16 protein-coding genes are annotated in these 15,042 nt (G+C 41.8%); 3 read left to right on the top strand and 13 right to left on the bottom strand.

Annotation, left to right across the window (positions count from 1 at the left end; translation table 11 throughout):
- The 8 genes from pyrB to phnR form a co-directional block, all read right to left on the bottom strand.
- On the bottom strand, positions 1-936 hold the full coding sequence (gene pyrB / locus P3L56_RS19180) for an aspartate carbamoyltransferase (protein ID WP_042845716.1): 936 nt from the start codon (positions 934-936) through the stop codon (positions 1-3).
- 347 nt (positions 937-1,283) lie between these two features.
- Positions 1,284-1,799: a fimbrial protein gene (locus P3L56_RS19175; RefSeq protein WP_166685220.1), complete on the bottom strand. Its 516-nt coding sequence runs from the start codon at positions 1,797-1,799 to the stop codon at positions 1,284-1,286.
- A 111-nt stretch (positions 1,800-1,910) separates the two neighbouring features.
- Positions 1,911-2,414 (bottom strand): fimbrial protein, encoded by a 504-nt coding sequence (locus P3L56_RS19170; RefSeq protein WP_129466602.1) that lies wholly within the window; start codon positions 2,412-2,414, stop codon positions 1,911-1,913.
- A gap of 408 nt (positions 2,415-2,822) precedes the next feature.
- Positions 2,823-3,620: a 2-aminoethylphosphonate ABC transport system, membrane component PhnV gene (gene phnV, locus P3L56_RS19165; protein WP_048605876.1), complete on the bottom strand. Its 798-nt coding sequence runs from the start codon at positions 3,618-3,620 to the stop codon at positions 2,823-2,825.
- A gap of 2 nt (positions 3,621-3,622) precedes the next feature.
- The gene (gene phnU, locus P3L56_RS19160; protein ID WP_042845711.1) at positions 3,623-4,483 is read right to left on the bottom strand and encodes a 2-aminoethylphosphonate ABC transporter permease subunit; all 861 of its coding nucleotides are present in this window, start codon (positions 4,481-4,483) and stop codon (positions 3,623-3,625) included.
- Position 4,484: 1 nt separating this feature from the next.
- Positions 4,485-5,582, bottom strand: a complete 1,098-nt coding sequence (gene phnT / locus P3L56_RS19155; protein ID WP_272686048.1) for a 2-aminoethylphosphonate ABC transport system ATP-binding subunit PhnT — start codon at positions 5,580-5,582, stop codon at positions 4,485-4,487.
- Between the two features lie 6 nt (positions 5,583-5,588).
- Positions 5,589-6,602 (bottom strand): 2-aminoethylphosphonate ABC transporter substrate-binding protein, encoded by a 1,014-nt coding sequence (gene phnS, locus P3L56_RS19150; RefSeq protein WP_198860980.1) that lies wholly within the window; start codon positions 6,600-6,602, stop codon positions 5,589-5,591.
- A 122-nt stretch (positions 6,603-6,724) separates the two neighbouring features.
- Positions 6,725-7,444, bottom strand: a complete 720-nt coding sequence (gene phnR, locus P3L56_RS19145) for a phosphonate utilization transcriptional regulator PhnR (protein WP_042845704.1) — start codon at positions 7,442-7,444, stop codon at positions 6,725-6,727.
- Positions 7,445-7,583: 139 nt separating this feature from the next.
- Here phnR and phnW point away from each other — a divergent pair, with 139 nt between their 5' ends.
- Both phnW and phnX read left to right on the top strand, forming a co-directional pair.
- The gene (gene phnW, locus P3L56_RS19140) at positions 7,584-8,687 is read left to right on the top strand and encodes a 2-aminoethylphosphonate--pyruvate transaminase (RefSeq protein WP_272686018.1); all 1,104 of its coding nucleotides are present in this window, start codon (positions 7,584-7,586) and stop codon (positions 8,685-8,687) included.
- 9 nt (positions 8,688-8,696) lie between these two features.
- The gene (gene phnX / locus P3L56_RS19135) at positions 8,697-9,506 is read left to right on the top strand and encodes a phosphonoacetaldehyde hydrolase (RefSeq protein WP_042845701.1); all 810 of its coding nucleotides are present in this window, start codon (positions 8,697-8,699) and stop codon (positions 9,504-9,506) included.
- Between the two features lie 54 nt (positions 9,507-9,560).
- Here the strand turns inward: phnX and argF are convergent, their stop codons facing one another.
- Complete coding sequence (argF, locus tag P3L56_RS19130) at positions 9,561-10,586, bottom strand: ornithine carbamoyltransferase (protein ID WP_210831876.1); 1,026 nt, start codon at positions 10,584-10,586, stop codon at positions 9,561-9,563.
- Positions 10,587-10,748: 162 nt separating this feature from the next.
- Between argF and rraB the strand changes: the two genes are divergently transcribed.
- Entirely contained in the window at positions 10,749-11,162 is a 414-nt protein-coding gene (rraB, locus tag P3L56_RS19125; protein ID WP_042845698.1) for a ribonuclease E inhibitor RraB, read from the top strand.
- Between the two features lie 227 nt (positions 11,163-11,389).
- Here the strand turns inward: rraB and P3L56_RS19120 are convergent, their stop codons facing one another.
- From P3L56_RS19120 to P3L56_RS19105, 4 genes are all read right to left on the bottom strand, one after another.
- Positions 11,390-11,587 (bottom strand): heavy-metal-associated domain-containing protein, encoded by a 198-nt coding sequence (locus tag P3L56_RS19120; RefSeq protein WP_272686019.1) that lies wholly within the window; start codon positions 11,585-11,587, stop codon positions 11,390-11,392.
- A gap of 61 nt (positions 11,588-11,648) precedes the next feature.
- Positions 11,649-12,101, bottom strand: a complete 453-nt coding sequence (cueR, locus tag P3L56_RS19115) for a Cu(I)-responsive transcriptional regulator (RefSeq protein WP_042845696.1) — start codon at positions 12,099-12,101, stop codon at positions 11,649-11,651.
- A gap of 44 nt (positions 12,102-12,145) precedes the next feature.
- Complete coding sequence (locus tag P3L56_RS19110) at positions 12,146-12,415, bottom strand: glutaredoxin family protein (RefSeq protein ID WP_042845694.1); 270 nt, start codon at positions 12,413-12,415, stop codon at positions 12,146-12,148.
- 57 nt (positions 12,416-12,472) lie between these two features.
- Entirely contained in the window at positions 12,473-14,977 is a 2,505-nt protein-coding gene (locus tag P3L56_RS19105; RefSeq protein ID WP_272686020.1) for a heavy metal translocating P-type ATPase, read from the bottom strand.
- Positions 14,978-15,042: the final 65 nt, after the last annotated feature.

Genomic DNA, 15,042 nt, shown 5'->3' with positions numbered 1-15,042 from the left:
TCAGATAGCTAATTCTTTATTTAAAACCAGTGATAACAATGCTTGTCGTGCATAAATCCCATTGCCAGCTTGTTGGAAATAGTAAGCGTAAGGTGTGCTATCGACATCGACAGTGATCTCATCGATTCGTGGCAGAGGGTGTAATACTTTTAAGTTCGGTTTCGCACAATGTAAATCAGCAGCATGAAGAATAAATTGGGCTTTAACATTGGCGTATTCTGATGGGTCCAGACGCTCTTTTTGTACGCGTGTCATGTACAGAATATCGAGCTCTGGCATGACCTCATCAATATTATTATGCAGGCTATAAGTTGCGCCTTTCTCTTCTAATATATGCAAAATATGATTTGGCATAGACAGAGCTTCAGGTGCAATAAAATAGAAGTGGTTGCCTTCAAATTTTGATAACGCTTGGGTCAGAGAATGCACTGTTCTGCCATATTTGAGGTCACCAACCATGGCGACTTGTAGATTTTCTAACCTACCTTGTGTTTCTTGAATAGTGAACAGGTCGAGTAAGGTTTGAGTAGGATGTTGATTCGAGCCATCCCCTGCATTGATGACAGGGATATGCCCTGCAAACTGGCTGGCTAGTCGAGATGCCCCTTCCTGTGGGTGGCGCATTACAATTGCATCAACATATTGGCTAATCACCGAAATGGTATCTGCCAGCGTTTCGCCTTTCTTGCCTAATGATGTATTGGTACTGTCAGAAAAACCAACAACCGAAGCGCCTAAGCGGTGAATAGCGGTTTCAAATGATAAACGTGTCCGCGTTGAAGCCTCAAAAAAACAACTTGCGATGACTTTATGTTTTAGAAGTTCAGGTTGTGGCTGTTTTTTCAGGGAAGCGGCGACGTTGAGTACGAGTTCAAGGTCTGAACGATCTAAATCATTAATTGAAATGATATCGCGTTGGTATAAAGGGTTCGGCATTGTTGTTCTCCTGTGTCAGCAAGACATGTTAGGTCTATAGGCCAAAAAAAAGCCCCTCAATTGAGGGGCTTTCTTGGAAATACGAAGGGGAAAAACAGGCTGTCCAAACCGCCTGAAGGCAGTGTGTTGGAGGTGTTCTCTGTAAAAAATACAGCAGCAGCGTTCATAGTTTCTCCCGGCAAATTGTGGCGCATTATACGCATCTCATTCTTTGACGCAAGCGTTTGCATAAAGAAAAATAAATTTTTTTAATTTTTGCATTTAGAGCGAAAACTCGCCTACTGAATAAAAGCGGAAAAATCAGCGAGATGAGGGTGGAGTTACTGATTGTAGTTATTGTTTTTGTATTACGGGTAATCTACCGCTAAGTTCCCTGCAATGTTAAATGAGTGCTCACCGTAGTCGCCGGTATCATTAGGCGCAACCCTGATTATAGTGGCATCGATATAATAACTTTTTTGATTTTTTATCATCGTAATATCAACGCTTTTATTCGGGAGAATAGGTGCTCCTTGCCAACTTAATTTCACACCAAACGCATGACTTGAAGTTTGAAATAGTGTATTTGAATTGGCGGCCGGTGCTGCGTTAAACGATAGCTTCGCGTTGACGGTAGCATTACAGTCAATATTGAGTGCGATTTTATGTGGTGCGGTTTCTTCGCCTATACGATTACTATGGCTAACAGATAATGAGCGATGGCTTGCGATTGTGTTGTCAGAAATATGACATATAGTGGGTGTCATTGAAAATGAGCCACTAATATGGATAGGTACATTTTGCGTTGCTGCTTGTGAAATAGAAATAGCGCTGAGGAGTAGCCCAAAAGAGATGAAAACTTTAAAAAAAATAACGGAATTCATAATGTTTCTCAAATGATAAATCATGCATTTTATCTATTTTCATATAAATTATTATTACGTGGCTGAGTAATGAATTAACCCAGCCACAATCATATAGAGGAGTAATAAATATTACTGATAGGTAATTGCTAAGTTAGCCGTAATGTCAAAGGTATGATTACCAAAGTCATTGGGACCATTAGCGGTTAAACGGGTTAGGCTGGTAGAAAATGAAATACCGTTCCCACCTTTTACCACTTTAAAGTCATCACTTTGACCAGGTTTAACTATAATATTGTTATATTTTAATTTTACACCGAATGCATCACTTGATGTTTTAAATGTTTCAGGTGAATTTGGTGCGTTATTTGCGACAAAAGTGAGTTTAGCATTAGCAGGGAATTGGCATGTGAAGCTTAAATAGCCAGAACTATGGAATGCAGTTTCATCGCCGACTTTTTCTAGTGTATTGATCGCACCAAAATCTGTTCTGTTTTCAAGCTTTGCATCATTACAAGGTTGGGTGACATTTGAGAAGGTGCCTTTAATATTAATTGGCATATTTTGAACAGCTGATAACGCAGGTAAAGAAACACACAGTAATAGCGCTAAACCACTTTTTTTTAGCAAGTGCATAATAAAAATCCTTTTATTGATTTTGAGAAGTATTTTATTTTAATGAAGTTATTAAAAATATTAAATAGACGATATTTAAATAAACATTTAATTTTGTTTTAAAAAATAATTCCCATTAAAAGACTCTTTTTAAACTGTAGTGGTTTATGTGTTTAATTATTTTAAGAGTAAATGCTTAGGTAATATTTTGATATAAATGATTTATATTTTAATAACTATGTTTGTTTACTTAAGTATTATATTTAATATTGCATTTGTATTTTTTGGTTAATAACCATTTTAATGTTAATGAATTTGTTATTAATGTTAATTTAAATGGTGAGCTGAATATATAATTATAACTTTGGTAATATCAAAATATTGAAAAATGAATAAAAGCTCATTGCGAGCTTTTATTGGGGGTTGCTCTTATTTTTGACTTAACTTAGTCGCTATTTTTTCTAGCTTGAACATTAATAATAAGGTGATGGCGACCAGTACAATGGTCAGTGCTGAGCCATCTGCGATATTACCACGGTCGGTTAAGCTAAAAATTGAGACGGGCAGGGTGGCCCAACCGGGGGGATATAACATCATCGTTGCGCCTAACTCCCCTAAAGATAGGGACAGGCTTAATGCTAATGCTGAGATCATCCAAGGCATCAAGAGTGGTAGAGTGACGTGACATAGTCGATACCAAGGTGAAGCACCTAAACTAAAGGCGACATTTTCAATATCAGGGGAAATGCGGGTTAGCCCAGTAGAAACATTGCTAAATGTGAAGGCTGAAATTAATACAAAGTGGGCACTGAATACAATCCAAAATGTCCCGTTCATTTGTAGATATCCTTGGCTAAATGCAACAAGGATACCAAGACCAATAGAGACTGAAGGTATTGCGCTTGGTAAGTAAAATGCGATACCGAGTAATTTTTGCCATTTCCCGCTCTGTCGTCTGAGCGCCAATGCGGCCCAAAGCCCACAAAATAGGGCAAATAGGCTGGCACAAAACCCAATAATTAAACTAGAAAGAATAGCATCCCAAGCTGGGCCACTGAATGCATTGACAAAATGCTCAAATGTAAACCCTGAAGGCAAGATACCATTCCATTGCTGGCTGAAACTCGACATTAAAATCATCACTAACGGCAGCAAAAATAATAGTGAAAACAAGCTAATAGCAATCAAGGTTGCGACGGCTCGACCTTGTTTAGACCAAATCAACATAGTTAATTCCTTACTCCGAGGCGAGTTGTAGCCATTCTATAGAGAAAAAATAACCCGAGAGAAAGTAAGATGTTTACTAAAGCAATCATACAGGCAACCGCATAATCAGACTCTAGTATGGCTTTGCTGTACACCATCATAGGTAAGGTATTCACGCCTTTTGCGCCGATAAATAAAACGATCCCAAACTCATTGGTGGTTAATAGTAAGCAAAGACTGCCGCCAGCAAGTAAGGCGGGAAGTGCGGCTGGAAAAATCACTTGAGCAATAACACGAGCGGGGTGCGCACCTAAAATACTCGCAGCTTCTAATTGGCTTTTATCTATTTGCCGTAGAGCAGCCATCAATGGGCGCATAATTAACGGCGTGAATACGGTGATCTCGGCTAAAATGACCCCATTGATAGAATATAGGAAATCAACTGGCGGTAGTTCGAAATCAAATAATGCCATTAACGTGCCATTTAGTAGCCCAGCGGAACCATAAATAAAAGTAAACGCGAGAGTAATCAAAAAGGTGGGTAATGCAATAAATGTATCAATAACTTGGGTAATAAAACGGCTACCAGGAAAGGGGATAAACACTAATATCAGGGAAAGTATGCTCCCTACGATAAGGCAGCCTAAGGTAGCAAAAAACGCGATTTGCAGGGTGTTCCATAGACCATTAATGAAACGTTTAGATTCAATTAGTTGCCAGAGTGCATCTAGCCCCCAGACACCAGTTTCATTTTGTAGTGCTTGTTGGGCGATTAACAATAACGGATAGAAAAAGAGTGTGGCTAACACCAGCAATGGCGGTATTATCCAATAAATGGGTTTTAGAGAGATACTTGACCGTTTTGGCACACTGATATATGACATGTCATTCCTCAATCAATACGGTATCAGTAGGCGAAAACCATAAGGTGAGTTTATCGCCTACTTTGGGCTGTGAAGCTAAGTGCGTTACCGCAACACTGACTGTTTCGCCCGCAACATCACAGACTAAATGAGTCAAGTCCCCCTGCCAGCGAATTGATCGTAAAACAGCCTGCAATTGATTGCTCGTTTCGTTTCTTGGCGTTAGCGTAATATGTTGTGGGCGGATGCATACCCATTTGTGTGTGCTTGCTCGCATACCGGGGGTATAAGCTTCCAGCAATGTACCACTACAGCTCACATTGACAATTGCTGGGTTGGCTGAAAAACCGAGGGCGGTAGCATTTAAAATATTGGCACGGCCTAAAAACTCAGCGGAAAAACGGTTTGGTGGGCGGTGATATAAGGCATTCTTTTCACCATGGGCGACGAGATAGCCCTCCTTCATGATACCAATTTTGTCGCCTAGGGCGAGGGCTTCTGTTTGGTCGTGGGTGACATAAAGAATAGTTAATTCAGGTAGTTCACGGTGTAAGCGTGCAATTTCTTCTACCATATTATGGCGAATCTGTGCATCAAGCGCAGAGAGAGGTTCATCGAGTAATAAAACGCGAGGACGTACCGCAATCGCCACCCGCTGTTGTTGCCCTCCCGATAATTGATGAGGGTAGCGAGTCGCATAATCTGTCATCCCAACAATCTTCAAAGCCTCGGTGACCCGTTCATTGATCAAGACTTTAGGTTGTTTCTGGGCGCGTAATCCAAACGCTACGTTATCCTCCACCTTCATATGAGGAAAGAGTGCATAGTTTTGTACCACCATCCCAAGCCCGCGTTGATAGGGAGGGAGGTGGGTGATATCGGTATCACCTAATAATATCCTTCCACTATCGGGTTGAGCAAACCCTGCAATAGCACGCAATACAGTGGTTTTTCCTGACCCTGATGGGCCAATTAGTACTAATATTTCTCCGGGGTCAATGGTTAGGCTTAACGGCTTAAGCACGACATTGTTATGATAGGAAACACGCAAGGACTCTAGTGTGATCCCTGAGTGTTCTGTTTGCTGCATTGCGGCAGTGAGTTTATGTTTCATTAGCATCACAAATTACTCACCATCAGTGACTTTTTGCCAACGTGAAATATCGCTGGAAAGTGAAACTTCGACTTCATCCCAATTTGGTTGCCATGTTTTAACACCTTCAAGCATTTTCACAGCTGTACGGTATTGTTTATCGGAAGGCGTGATATCGGAACGAACAGGCATTCCCCATGACAACTCACTCACACGGCTTTGTGATTGTTTATCTAACAAAAAGTTAATTAATTTTTTGCCATTTTCTGTTTCAGGCCCGTTTTGTACTAGGCCAACAACATAAGGCAAAACGAGCGCACTACGCTCCCCATTATCATCTTTTGGCCAGAAAATTTGTACATTTGGGTTGCGCGCCATTTGGGATAAATTCATTTGTAAATCGCCATTGGCAATATAAAGCTCACCTTTGTTAACTAGTGCGGTCAGTTTACCGGTAGAGGCGGATGGGCCTACGTTATTAGCTTGTAATTTACCGAGGTAATCAAACCCTGCATCTTTGCCATTAAAACTATGAAAAACTTGCAGCATGACAGCCGTACCGTCACCGGCTTGCCCTGGCGTAGAGTATTGCAGCTTATTTTTAAAACGCGGGTCGAGAAGAGAAGCCCAATTTTCTGGTGGTGATTTTAGTAACTTAGCATTATAGATAAAGGTTAAATAATTATTGACCAATGGCGTGTAATAGTGATTTGAAGTTGGAATACTGGCCGCAGCCTCTGGAGTAAATTTTGCTAACAGTTGAGTTTTAGCGGCGCGTTGGATAAACGGAGGAACAGTGATTAGCACATCGGCTTGTGGGTTGGTACGTTCTTTCGCTAAGCGTTCAACTATTGCACCAGAGCCACTTTCAACATATTGCACTTTGATGCCTGTTTGTTTGGTGAAAGCTGCAAATTGGTTTTTATACCAACTATTATTACCGTCATGTAGGCCATCAGCTGAGTAAACCGTGACAACATTATCGGCAAATACTGTTGTTGAACAAAAGGTTGCCATCAATAGGCAGGCTAAGTGAGTTTGTTTCATTGTCTTCTCCTGTTAGGGTAAAATGCACTCTGGTATATACCAGATTCTTTTACGCTAACGGGTTTATATGACAAAAAGATGAAACAGAGCTAAATAGTGAAAATATTTTACTGATGTTGGTTTTACAATGTATCGACTTCAATTCTCAGGCTGTCATGACGCCAATATTCCACATCGTAATCTAGAACTCTTCCGTATTGATCATAGTTCAAACGCTGCAGTAGTAATGCGGGACGACCCACCGCGACCCCGAGTGCATAAGCGGCTTGAGGAGGCATGGCTGTTGGGTAGAATGACAAGTGCATACTGGTATATATCAACCCGAAATGGGTTTCATATACCTCGGTTAAACTGCCATTGAGATCATGGCGTAGTAACTCGGGGACTCGGGCTGGTAGGCAATGATTTTCACAATAACAAACAGGCCTTTCATCGGCAAAGCGTAGGCGTGTGAGTAAGTATATTTGCTCGAAAGGTTGGAGCTGCAACGGACTCATGGCGTCAAGGGGGACAGTGACAACTCGGCCATCTAACAAGGTCGTTTTAGGCTGGCGGTTTTGCTCAAGGCAAAGTTTATGAAAATTAGTATTTTGTGTTGGGTCTAACCAAAGGCGTTCAGGAGTGACAAACCAGCCACGGCGTTCAGAACGATAAATTGCGCCGCTTGATTCTAATTGCGCCAAACTTTCACGGATAGTGACCCTCGTGGTACCAAAAATAGCACAAAGCTCGCGCTCAGAAGGGAGCTTATCGCCACTTTTTAGTTCCCCATTCTGAATTCTTTTTTGTAATTGAGCCTTAATTAGCAGGTACTGAGGCATTTCATCCGTTGATAATTTCATTGTTATTTCCGCTGATTATTTCTTCCACATTATACATAGTTATATGAATTTTTTGTTGCACGGGCACTTTTCCTTTGACCTTTTGATCTCCCTAAGACCATTATAATAGAAATCTGGTATAGACCAATAGGTGAATTGAATGACAACCAAAAATTATTTGCTGTTAACACCGGGTCCGCTAACTACCTCTAAAACGGTGAAGCAGGCCATGTTATTTGATAGTTGTACATGGGATGACGACTATAACTTAGAGGTAGTACAAAAGGTCCGCCAACAGCTAGTTGCCCTATCAACGGCGCAGTCAGGCTACTCATCGGTATTATTACAGGGCAGTGGCAGCTATGCGGTGGAAGCGGTTTTAGGAAGTGCGATACACCCAGAAGATAAATTATTGATTATCAGTAATGGTGCATACGGCGCACGGATGGCTGAAATGGCACAGCGTTTAGGGATTACACATCATCTCTATGATTGTGGTGAGGTGGTAAAGCCAGATATTGAATGGATAGAACAATTACTACAACAAGATAGCCAGATCACACACATTGCGATGGTACATTGTGAAACGACGACGGAGATTTTAAACCCGATAGAGCAAGTCGCCGCGCTAGCGAAGCAGTATCAAAAACGCTATATCGTTGATGCCATGAGTAGCTTTGGCGGTATCCCAATGGATATTGGGCAACTAAATATTGATTTCTTGATAAGTTCGGCAAACAAATGTATTCAAGGAGTACCGGGCTTTGCATTTGTGATAGCACGCACTGAAGCACTTGAAAATTGTAAGGGGTGCTCTCGCTCATTATCTCTCGATTTGTATGCCCAGTGGCGTTGTATGGAGGATTTCCATGGTAAATGGCGTTTTACCTCACCAACGCATACGGTATTAGCTTTTGCTCAGGCTCTTAAAGAGCTTGAAGCTGAAGGGGGGATAACCGCTCGTTTCCAACGTTATCGGCAAAATCAGCGAAAACTAGTCGCAGGTATGCGAGCTCTCGAATTTAAAACATTATTAGATGATAGCAACCATTCACCGATTATCACCGCATTTTACTCACCAAGTTCAGTTAATTACCAATTTAAAGAGTTCTATCAGCGATTAAAATCGCAAGGTTTTGTTATTTACCCAGGTAAGGTGTCACAGAGTGATTGTTTCCGTATTGGAAACATTGGCGAAGTGTATGAAACAGATATTGACGCATTATTGTTAGCGATAGAAAAAGCCATTTACTGGAAACAATAAGGAAGAATTATGAACCGCATTCAGGCTGTTATTCTGGATTGGGCAGGTACTACGGTGGATTTTGGATCTTTTGCCCCCACGCAAATTTTTATTGAAGCATTTAAGCGTGTGTTTGATATTGAGATCACCTTAGCACAAGCCCGTATTCCTATGGGGTTAGGTAAGTGGCAACATATTGAAGCACTTGGGAAATTACCTGAAATTGACACTTTATGGAAGGTGAAATTTGGGCGCTCAATGACCAGTGAAGATATCGATACAATCTATGCGGCATTTATGCCATTGCAGATTGCCAAAGTTGTCGACTTTGCAGCACCAATAGCTGGAGTTTCCGACACAATCACTACTTTACGCCAGCAAAATATTAAAATTGGTTCTTGTTCTGGTTACCCTCGCGCAGTAATGGAGAAATTAGTACCTGCAGCACAAAAACTCGGTTATCACCCTGATTACTGGGTCGCAAGTGATGATATCCCAGCGGGAGGGCGTCCGGGGCCTTGGATGGCATTGCAAAATGTGATTGAACTAGGCGTAGAAGCAGTATTTTCCTGTATAAAAGTTGATGACGCAGTGCCCGGTATTGAAGAAGGCCGCAATGCAGGAATGTGGAGTGTTGGGTTGTCTGTTTCAGGTAATGAATTTGGCAAAACATGGGAGGAGTACCAAAGTATGCCAGAAGAGGCCGTTAGCCAACTGAAACAGCAGGCGGCTGATAAACTTTTTGCCGCAGGAGCTCATTATGTTATTGATACTTTAAACGATTTACCTTCAGTTATCGATTCCATTAACCAGCGTTTAGCAAAAGGTGAGCGCCCTTAACGCTTGATTATGGCACCATCGGCATGATATTCGTGCCGATGGTGATTGCCAATCTTAGAAGATATTTACCGGTAGTTCAGGGGCTAATGTTGCGACCATTACGGCTTTGATAGTATGTAAGCGGTTTTCTGCTTGGTCAAAGACGATACTATAAGGGGATTCAAAGACTTCTTCCGTGACTTCTAGCCCACCATACATATTGAACTCTTTCGCTAGCTGAGCCCCAAGCGTGGTATCTTCATTATGGAAAGCGGGTAAGCAGTGCAGGAACTTCACATTCGGGTTGCCTGTAAGCTTAATCACATCCATATTCACTTGGTACGGCTTTAATAAATTAATACGCTGCGCCCAAGCCTCTTTGGCTTCTCCCATCGAGACCCAAACATCAGTATAGATAAAGTCAGCTCCTTTAACGCCTTCAGCCACATCTTCAGTGAGCGTAATTTTTGCACCTGTTTTTTTCGCTATCTCTTGGCAAGCATTGACCAGCTCTTCTTCCGGCCAGCAGCTTTTCGGGGCGACTAAACGCAAATCTAAACCTGTGAGAGCCGCAGCTTCTAACATCGAGTTGCCCATGTTATTGCGTGCATCGCCTAAATAGGCAAATTTAATTTCTGAGAATGGCGTATTTGGTCGGTGTTCTTGAATGGTCAGCAGATCGGCTAATAACTGTGTGGGATGGAATTCGTTGGTTAATCCATTCCATACAGGCACTCCCGAGTGCGCGGCTAATACTTCTACGGTTGATTGAGCAAATCCCCGATATTGAATGCCGTCGTACATCCGCCCTAGCACCCGTGCGGTATCTTTCATGGTTTCTTTATGACCGATTTGGCTACCCGAAGGCCCTAAATAGGTCACTCTAGCGCCTTGGTCGAACGCACCAACTTCGAATGCGCAACGTGTGCGAGTAGAGTCTTTTTCAAAAATGAGGGCAAAGTTTTTACCTGCGAGGAGAGGGTGTTCTGTACCGGCTTTTTTTTCTGATTTTAACCAAGCTGAGAGTTTTAACAGTGAATGAATTTCGCTAGATGTAAAATCAAGTAGCCTTAAAAAATGCTTGCTATATAAGAGGTTCATAAATTACGGCCTTTTTATGTTGAATTAATATTCAATTTATATCCATAAAAATTCAAAATCAACCCCAAGTGAAAAAGAAATTATTTTTAAATGTATGGTTTCACTGTCAACCCTATGGGAGAATGGGGCGAGACTAGCGATAATGGAACAAGGGGTGTGGATATGGTAGATAAAGCTGAACTCGATGCGCAGTATGAAGAAACTCGGTTAATTATCGAGGAACTGTTAGAAGATGGTAGCGATCCTGATGCATTGTATGCAATTGAGCATCATTTCTCTGCGGACAACTTTGCGTTATTAGAAAAAGCAGCAGTTGAAGCATTCAAGCTAGGTTATGAAGTGACGGATGCGGAAGAGTTAGAAATTGAAACAGGTGAAACGTTGATGTGTTGCGATGTGATCAGCGAAAGCGCATTAAACGCAGAACTTATTGACGCACAAGTTGAACAGCTAATGAAGCTGGCGGAAAAAATGGGTGTCAACTATGATGGTTGGGGCACTTATTTTGAAGACCCAGACGCAGAATATGATGACGAAGACGGTGATGATATCGAGCCCGAAGATCGCGTTCATTAATTCTAACATCTAAGACTGTGATAATGAGCCTGCCTTTGAAAAATGACCAAAAGCAGGCATTTTAAAATAAAATAGTTGAACTGGATGTACAAAAGGTTATTTCAACAAGGCGTTTGTTATTCATGCCCTTGAAGATTGACTAATATTCAATAACCTATTCGATTTTTCGCCAAACATAATATGTTTGTCTGCAGTCTGAAATATATTAGCTATTACTCCCTACTAAATTATTTAGGATCTGCCGGGTATCCCGCGGTGCTGAGCGCTGTACGGAAAATACTTTCATCTATATGGCTGGTAATTAGCACTTTTTTTGTCGTTGGGTCCGTTTCTACCTGTGCATTAGCATCAATATCTAACACAGTTTTGGTAATTGATTTAGCGCAGCCACCACAAGCCATTTTAGGTATTGTAAGGTTAATCATTTTCTAACTCCTATTATTAACATTTTGATAAATATACAGCTTTACCCTATTGGAAGGTCAATCAGTTTTTTACTGAATAATTTGCGAGTTGTCCTTTTTTAGTGACTGGAGTTTCAAGGTATTCGGCTGGATTCACTAAGTTTTCAATGATAGGGCAGTCAGGATCACTATTACCGTGGCAATGTTTTGTCAGTACTTCGAGAGTATTTGCGATACCTTGTAGATCATTAATTTTTCTTTTTAATTCATGAAGATGAGTAAGTGCCATATTTTTAACATCAGCACTAGCACGTTCTCTATTGCGCCATAAGCATAGTAGAACTGAAATCTGTTCAGTCGGGAAACCTAGGGCTCGGGCGCGACGAATGAGGTTTAGGCTATCAATATCTGTTTGACTATAATAGCGATACCCTGCATTAGTCCGTTTTGCTTTGGGGATTAACCCAGTCTGCTCATAATAGCGGATCATTTTTGCTGAGATGCCAGAAAGTTTAGCGGCTTGACCGATATTCATAATCTTATCTCCTCAATAGAATAGGTATTTTAGAAATAAAATACCTAGCTATTTTCTTTAGGTAGTTTGAGTGCTGCTAATATGTTTGGTTTTTGCGATGAAAAAGTACCGTAAAAAATATGTTCCCCAATGATGATAATGGGAGCAACACGTACACCTGTTCGAGCTTTAGCTTCAGCCATAATTTTGGGGTCGGTAAGGTCTCGTTCTTCAAAAGAGAGCTGTTCTTTAGCTAACCAATCCTTAAGTTGTTGACAGTCAGGGCAAGTTGGCGTGGTGTAAATCAATATTTGTTCTTTTGATGAAAGTGTCATAGCTAACTCCTTTCTACGAGTAAAGCCAGACTTTATAAAGTCTGGCGATTAAGTCCTTTATTGAGTTTGAGCCATACTATCTTTCATAGGGGCTTGGAAGCGTTTTAGACGTAAGGCATTACCTAATACGAATACGCTAGAAAGTGCCATTGCGGCGGCTGCTAAAATAGGTGAAAGCAAAGTTCCGTTAATTGGGTATAGCAAGCCTGCGGCTACTGGGATCAATAGCGCATTGTAAGCGAATGCCCAGAACAGATTCTGTTTTATGTTACGAATAGTTGCTTGGCTTAATGCAATGGCATCAACAACACCGCGTAGATCTCCTGACATCAATACGACATCTGCGGCTTCAATAGCGACATCTGTTCCTGTACCAATTGCTAATCCAACATCTGCTTCGGCTAATGCTGGGGCATCGTTGATACCATCACCAACAAATGCGACTTTATTACCATTGTTACGGAACTGTTTTAGGGCTGAAACTTTACCATCTGGCAATACTTCTGCGGCAACTTCATCAATCCCAAGCTGTTTAGCGATAGCTGCGGCAGTCGCTGCATTATCACCAGTGATCATGGCAACTTTTAAACCTAAAGCGTGTAACGCGTTAATAGCCTCTGGTGTTGTTTCTTTAATGGGATCAGCTACGGCGATAATTGCAGCTAAGCGACCATCAATAGCTGCGTACAATGGGCTTTTTCCTTGCTCTCCTAGTCGTAGCGCAGATTGCTGGAAGTGACTGACATCTAATCCGAGTTGTTTCATAAAGCGATCGGCGCCAACAGAGACTGCTCGACCATCTACTCTGGCTGAAATACCAAATCCTGGGACAGCTTCAAATTCTTCAATTGCCGCAAATGTCAGACCTTTTTCGTTTGCTGCGTTGACAATTGCTTCCGCAATCGGATGTTCAGAACGGGTTTCAATTGCAGCGACCAAGGATAAAACTTCATCATATTCAAAGCCATCTGCAGGGACTAGGTCAGTGAGCTCTGGACGTCCTTTTGTTAATGTCCCCGTCTTATCAAGAGCAACTACAGTGACATCGCGTAGAGCTTGCAATGCTTCGCCTTTGCGGAATAGAACACCTAATTCAGCCGCTCTTCCTGTTCCAACCATGATAGATGTCGGTGTTGCGAGGCCCATTGCACATGGACATGCGATAATGAGTACAGCAACAGCATTAATTAATGCGAAGGTCAGGGCTGGGTCTGGGCCAAATATTAGCCAAATAAAGAATGTGATCACGGCACCTGTCATAACGGCAGGTACAAACCACATCGTGACTTTATCAACTAACGCTTGAATAGGTAATTTTGACCCTTGTGCCTCTTCAACTAAACGAATTATTTGGGCTAATACAGTGTTTGAACCAATTTTAGTGACGCGAAAACTAAACGCGCCTGTTTTATTTATTGTGCCGCCAACAACTTCAGAACCTACTTCTTTAGATACAGGAACAGGTTCTCCTGTGATCATGCTTTCATCAACATAGGAAGCGCCTTCGATGACTTCACCATCTACAGGGATTTTTTCACCAGGGCGAACGAAAACAATATCATCCGTTATAACTTGATCCAGAGGGATCTCAATCATTTTTCCATCGCGTTCTACACGAGCCGTTTTAGCTTGTAACCCTACAAGGCGTTTAATCGCTTGGGAGGTTTTTCCTTTCGCTCGCGCTTCTAATGTGCGACCAAGTAGAATTAACGTTACGATAACGACAGCTGCTTCAAAATACACATTTGCGGTGCCAGCTGGGAGAACTTGGGGGATAAACGTTGCTACTACTGAATACCCATAAGCCGCGGCAGTACCTACAGCAACAAGTGAGTTCATATCAGGCGCAGCGCGTAATAGTGCTGGAACCCCTTTTTGGAAAAAGCGCAAACCAGGACCAAACAAAACAAGGGTTGCTAATATAAATTGGATATACCAATTGAGTTGCTGCCCAAGGTTTTCTGATACCCAGTGGTGAATACCTGGAATAAAGTGTGAACCCATTTCAATAATAAATACTGGTAAGGTAAATATAGCCGCAGTGAACAACGCACGACGTAGAGAGCGCTCTTCATTTTCACGGCGCTCATTGGCTTGGTCATTTGCATTGGTCGTTGTATCTGATAAACGGCGAGGTTTATAGCCAGCTTGAACAATGGCTTCTTCCAAAGTGGCGATAGTGACCACTTCAGATAAATGGCGAATACGGGCGCGTTCTGTTGCTAAGTTAACATTCGCTTCAATTACACCCGGTATTTGTAATAATGCTTTTTCAACGCGACCGACACACGATGCGCAGGTCATCTCTTCGATCGCCAGTTCGGTTGTTTCTTCCCGCACTTTATAACCTGAGCTTTCTATCGCGCGGATTGCTACGTCTGGATCAACATAACCTTTAAAGGTGATATCAGCACGTTCTGTTGCTAAATTCACCACAGCCGTATCAATATTTGTAACCGCTTTTAATGCCTTTTCAACACGACCAACGCAGGATGCACAGGTCATGCCTTCTACTGGCAAGCTCAGTCTATTGACTGAGGTATTAGAGATATTTGTTGTCATGGACCTACCCTCTTGAATGTCTTTATTGAGTAAAGACTAACGTTTACCTTAAGGGTAAGGTCAAG

It is taken from the genome of Providencia sp. PROV024 (genome assembly GCF_032709665.1).
In the GTDB taxonomy this organism is placed as follows: domain Bacteria; phylum Pseudomonadota; class Gammaproteobacteria; order Enterobacterales; family Enterobacteriaceae; genus Providencia; species Providencia huashanensis.
The sequence above is the reverse complement of the archived record's forward strand: the minus strand, read 5'-3'. Positions and strand labels throughout refer to the sequence as shown.

Excerpts from the sequence above, each read along its gene's own strand:
- pyrB (WP_042845716.1), bottom strand. The coding sequence starts at position 936 with ATGCCGAACCCTTTATACCAACGCGATATCATTTCAATTAATGATTTA.
- P3L56_RS19175 (WP_166685220.1), bottom strand. The coding sequence starts at position 1,799 with ATGAATTCCGTTATTTTTTTTAAAGTTTTCATCTCTTTTGGGCTACTC.
- P3L56_RS19170 (WP_129466602.1), bottom strand. The coding sequence starts at position 2,414 with ATGCACTTGCTAAAAAAAAGTGGTTTAGCGCTATTACTGTGTGTTTCT.
- phnV (WP_048605876.1), bottom strand. The coding sequence starts at position 3,620 with ATGTTGATTTGGTCTAAACAAGGTCGAGCCGTCGCAACCTTGATTGCT.
- phnU (WP_042845711.1), bottom strand. The coding sequence starts at position 4,483 with ATGTCATATATCAGTGTGCCAAAACGGTCAAGTATCTCTCTAAAACCC.
- phnT (WP_272686048.1), bottom strand. The coding sequence starts at position 5,582 with ATGCTAATGAAACATAAACTCACTGCCGCAATGCAGCAAACAGAACAC.
- phnS (WP_198860980.1), bottom strand. The coding sequence starts at position 6,602 with ATGAAACAAACTCACTTAGCCTGCCTATTGATGGCAACCTTTTGTTCA.
- phnR (WP_042845704.1), bottom strand. The coding sequence starts at position 7,444 with ATGAAATTATCAACGGATGAAATGCCTCAGTACCTGCTAATTAAGGCT.
- phnW (WP_272686018.1), top strand. The coding sequence starts at position 7,584 with ATGACAACCAAAAATTATTTGCTGTTAACACCGGGTCCGCTAACTACC.
- phnX (WP_042845701.1), top strand. The coding sequence starts at position 8,697 with ATGAACCGCATTCAGGCTGTTATTCTGGATTGGGCAGGTACTACGGTG.
- argF (WP_210831876.1), bottom strand. The coding sequence starts at position 10,586 with ATGAACCTCTTATATAGCAAGCATTTTTTAAGGCTACTTGATTTTACA.
- rraB (WP_042845698.1), top strand. The coding sequence starts at position 10,749 with ATGGTAGATAAAGCTGAACTCGATGCGCAGTATGAAGAAACTCGGTTA.
- P3L56_RS19120 (WP_272686019.1), bottom strand. The coding sequence starts at position 11,587 with ATGATTAACCTTACAATACCTAAAATGGCTTGTGGTGGCTGCGCTAAA.
- cueR (WP_042845696.1), bottom strand. The coding sequence starts at position 12,101 with ATGAATATCGGTCAAGCCGCTAAACTTTCTGGCATCTCAGCAAAAATG.
- P3L56_RS19110 (WP_042845694.1), bottom strand. The coding sequence starts at position 12,415 with ATGACACTTTCATCAAAAGAACAAATATTGATTTACACCACGCCAACT.
- P3L56_RS19105 (WP_272686020.1), bottom strand. The coding sequence starts at position 14,977 with ATGACAACAAATATCTCTAATACCTCAGTCAATAGACTGAGCTTGCCA.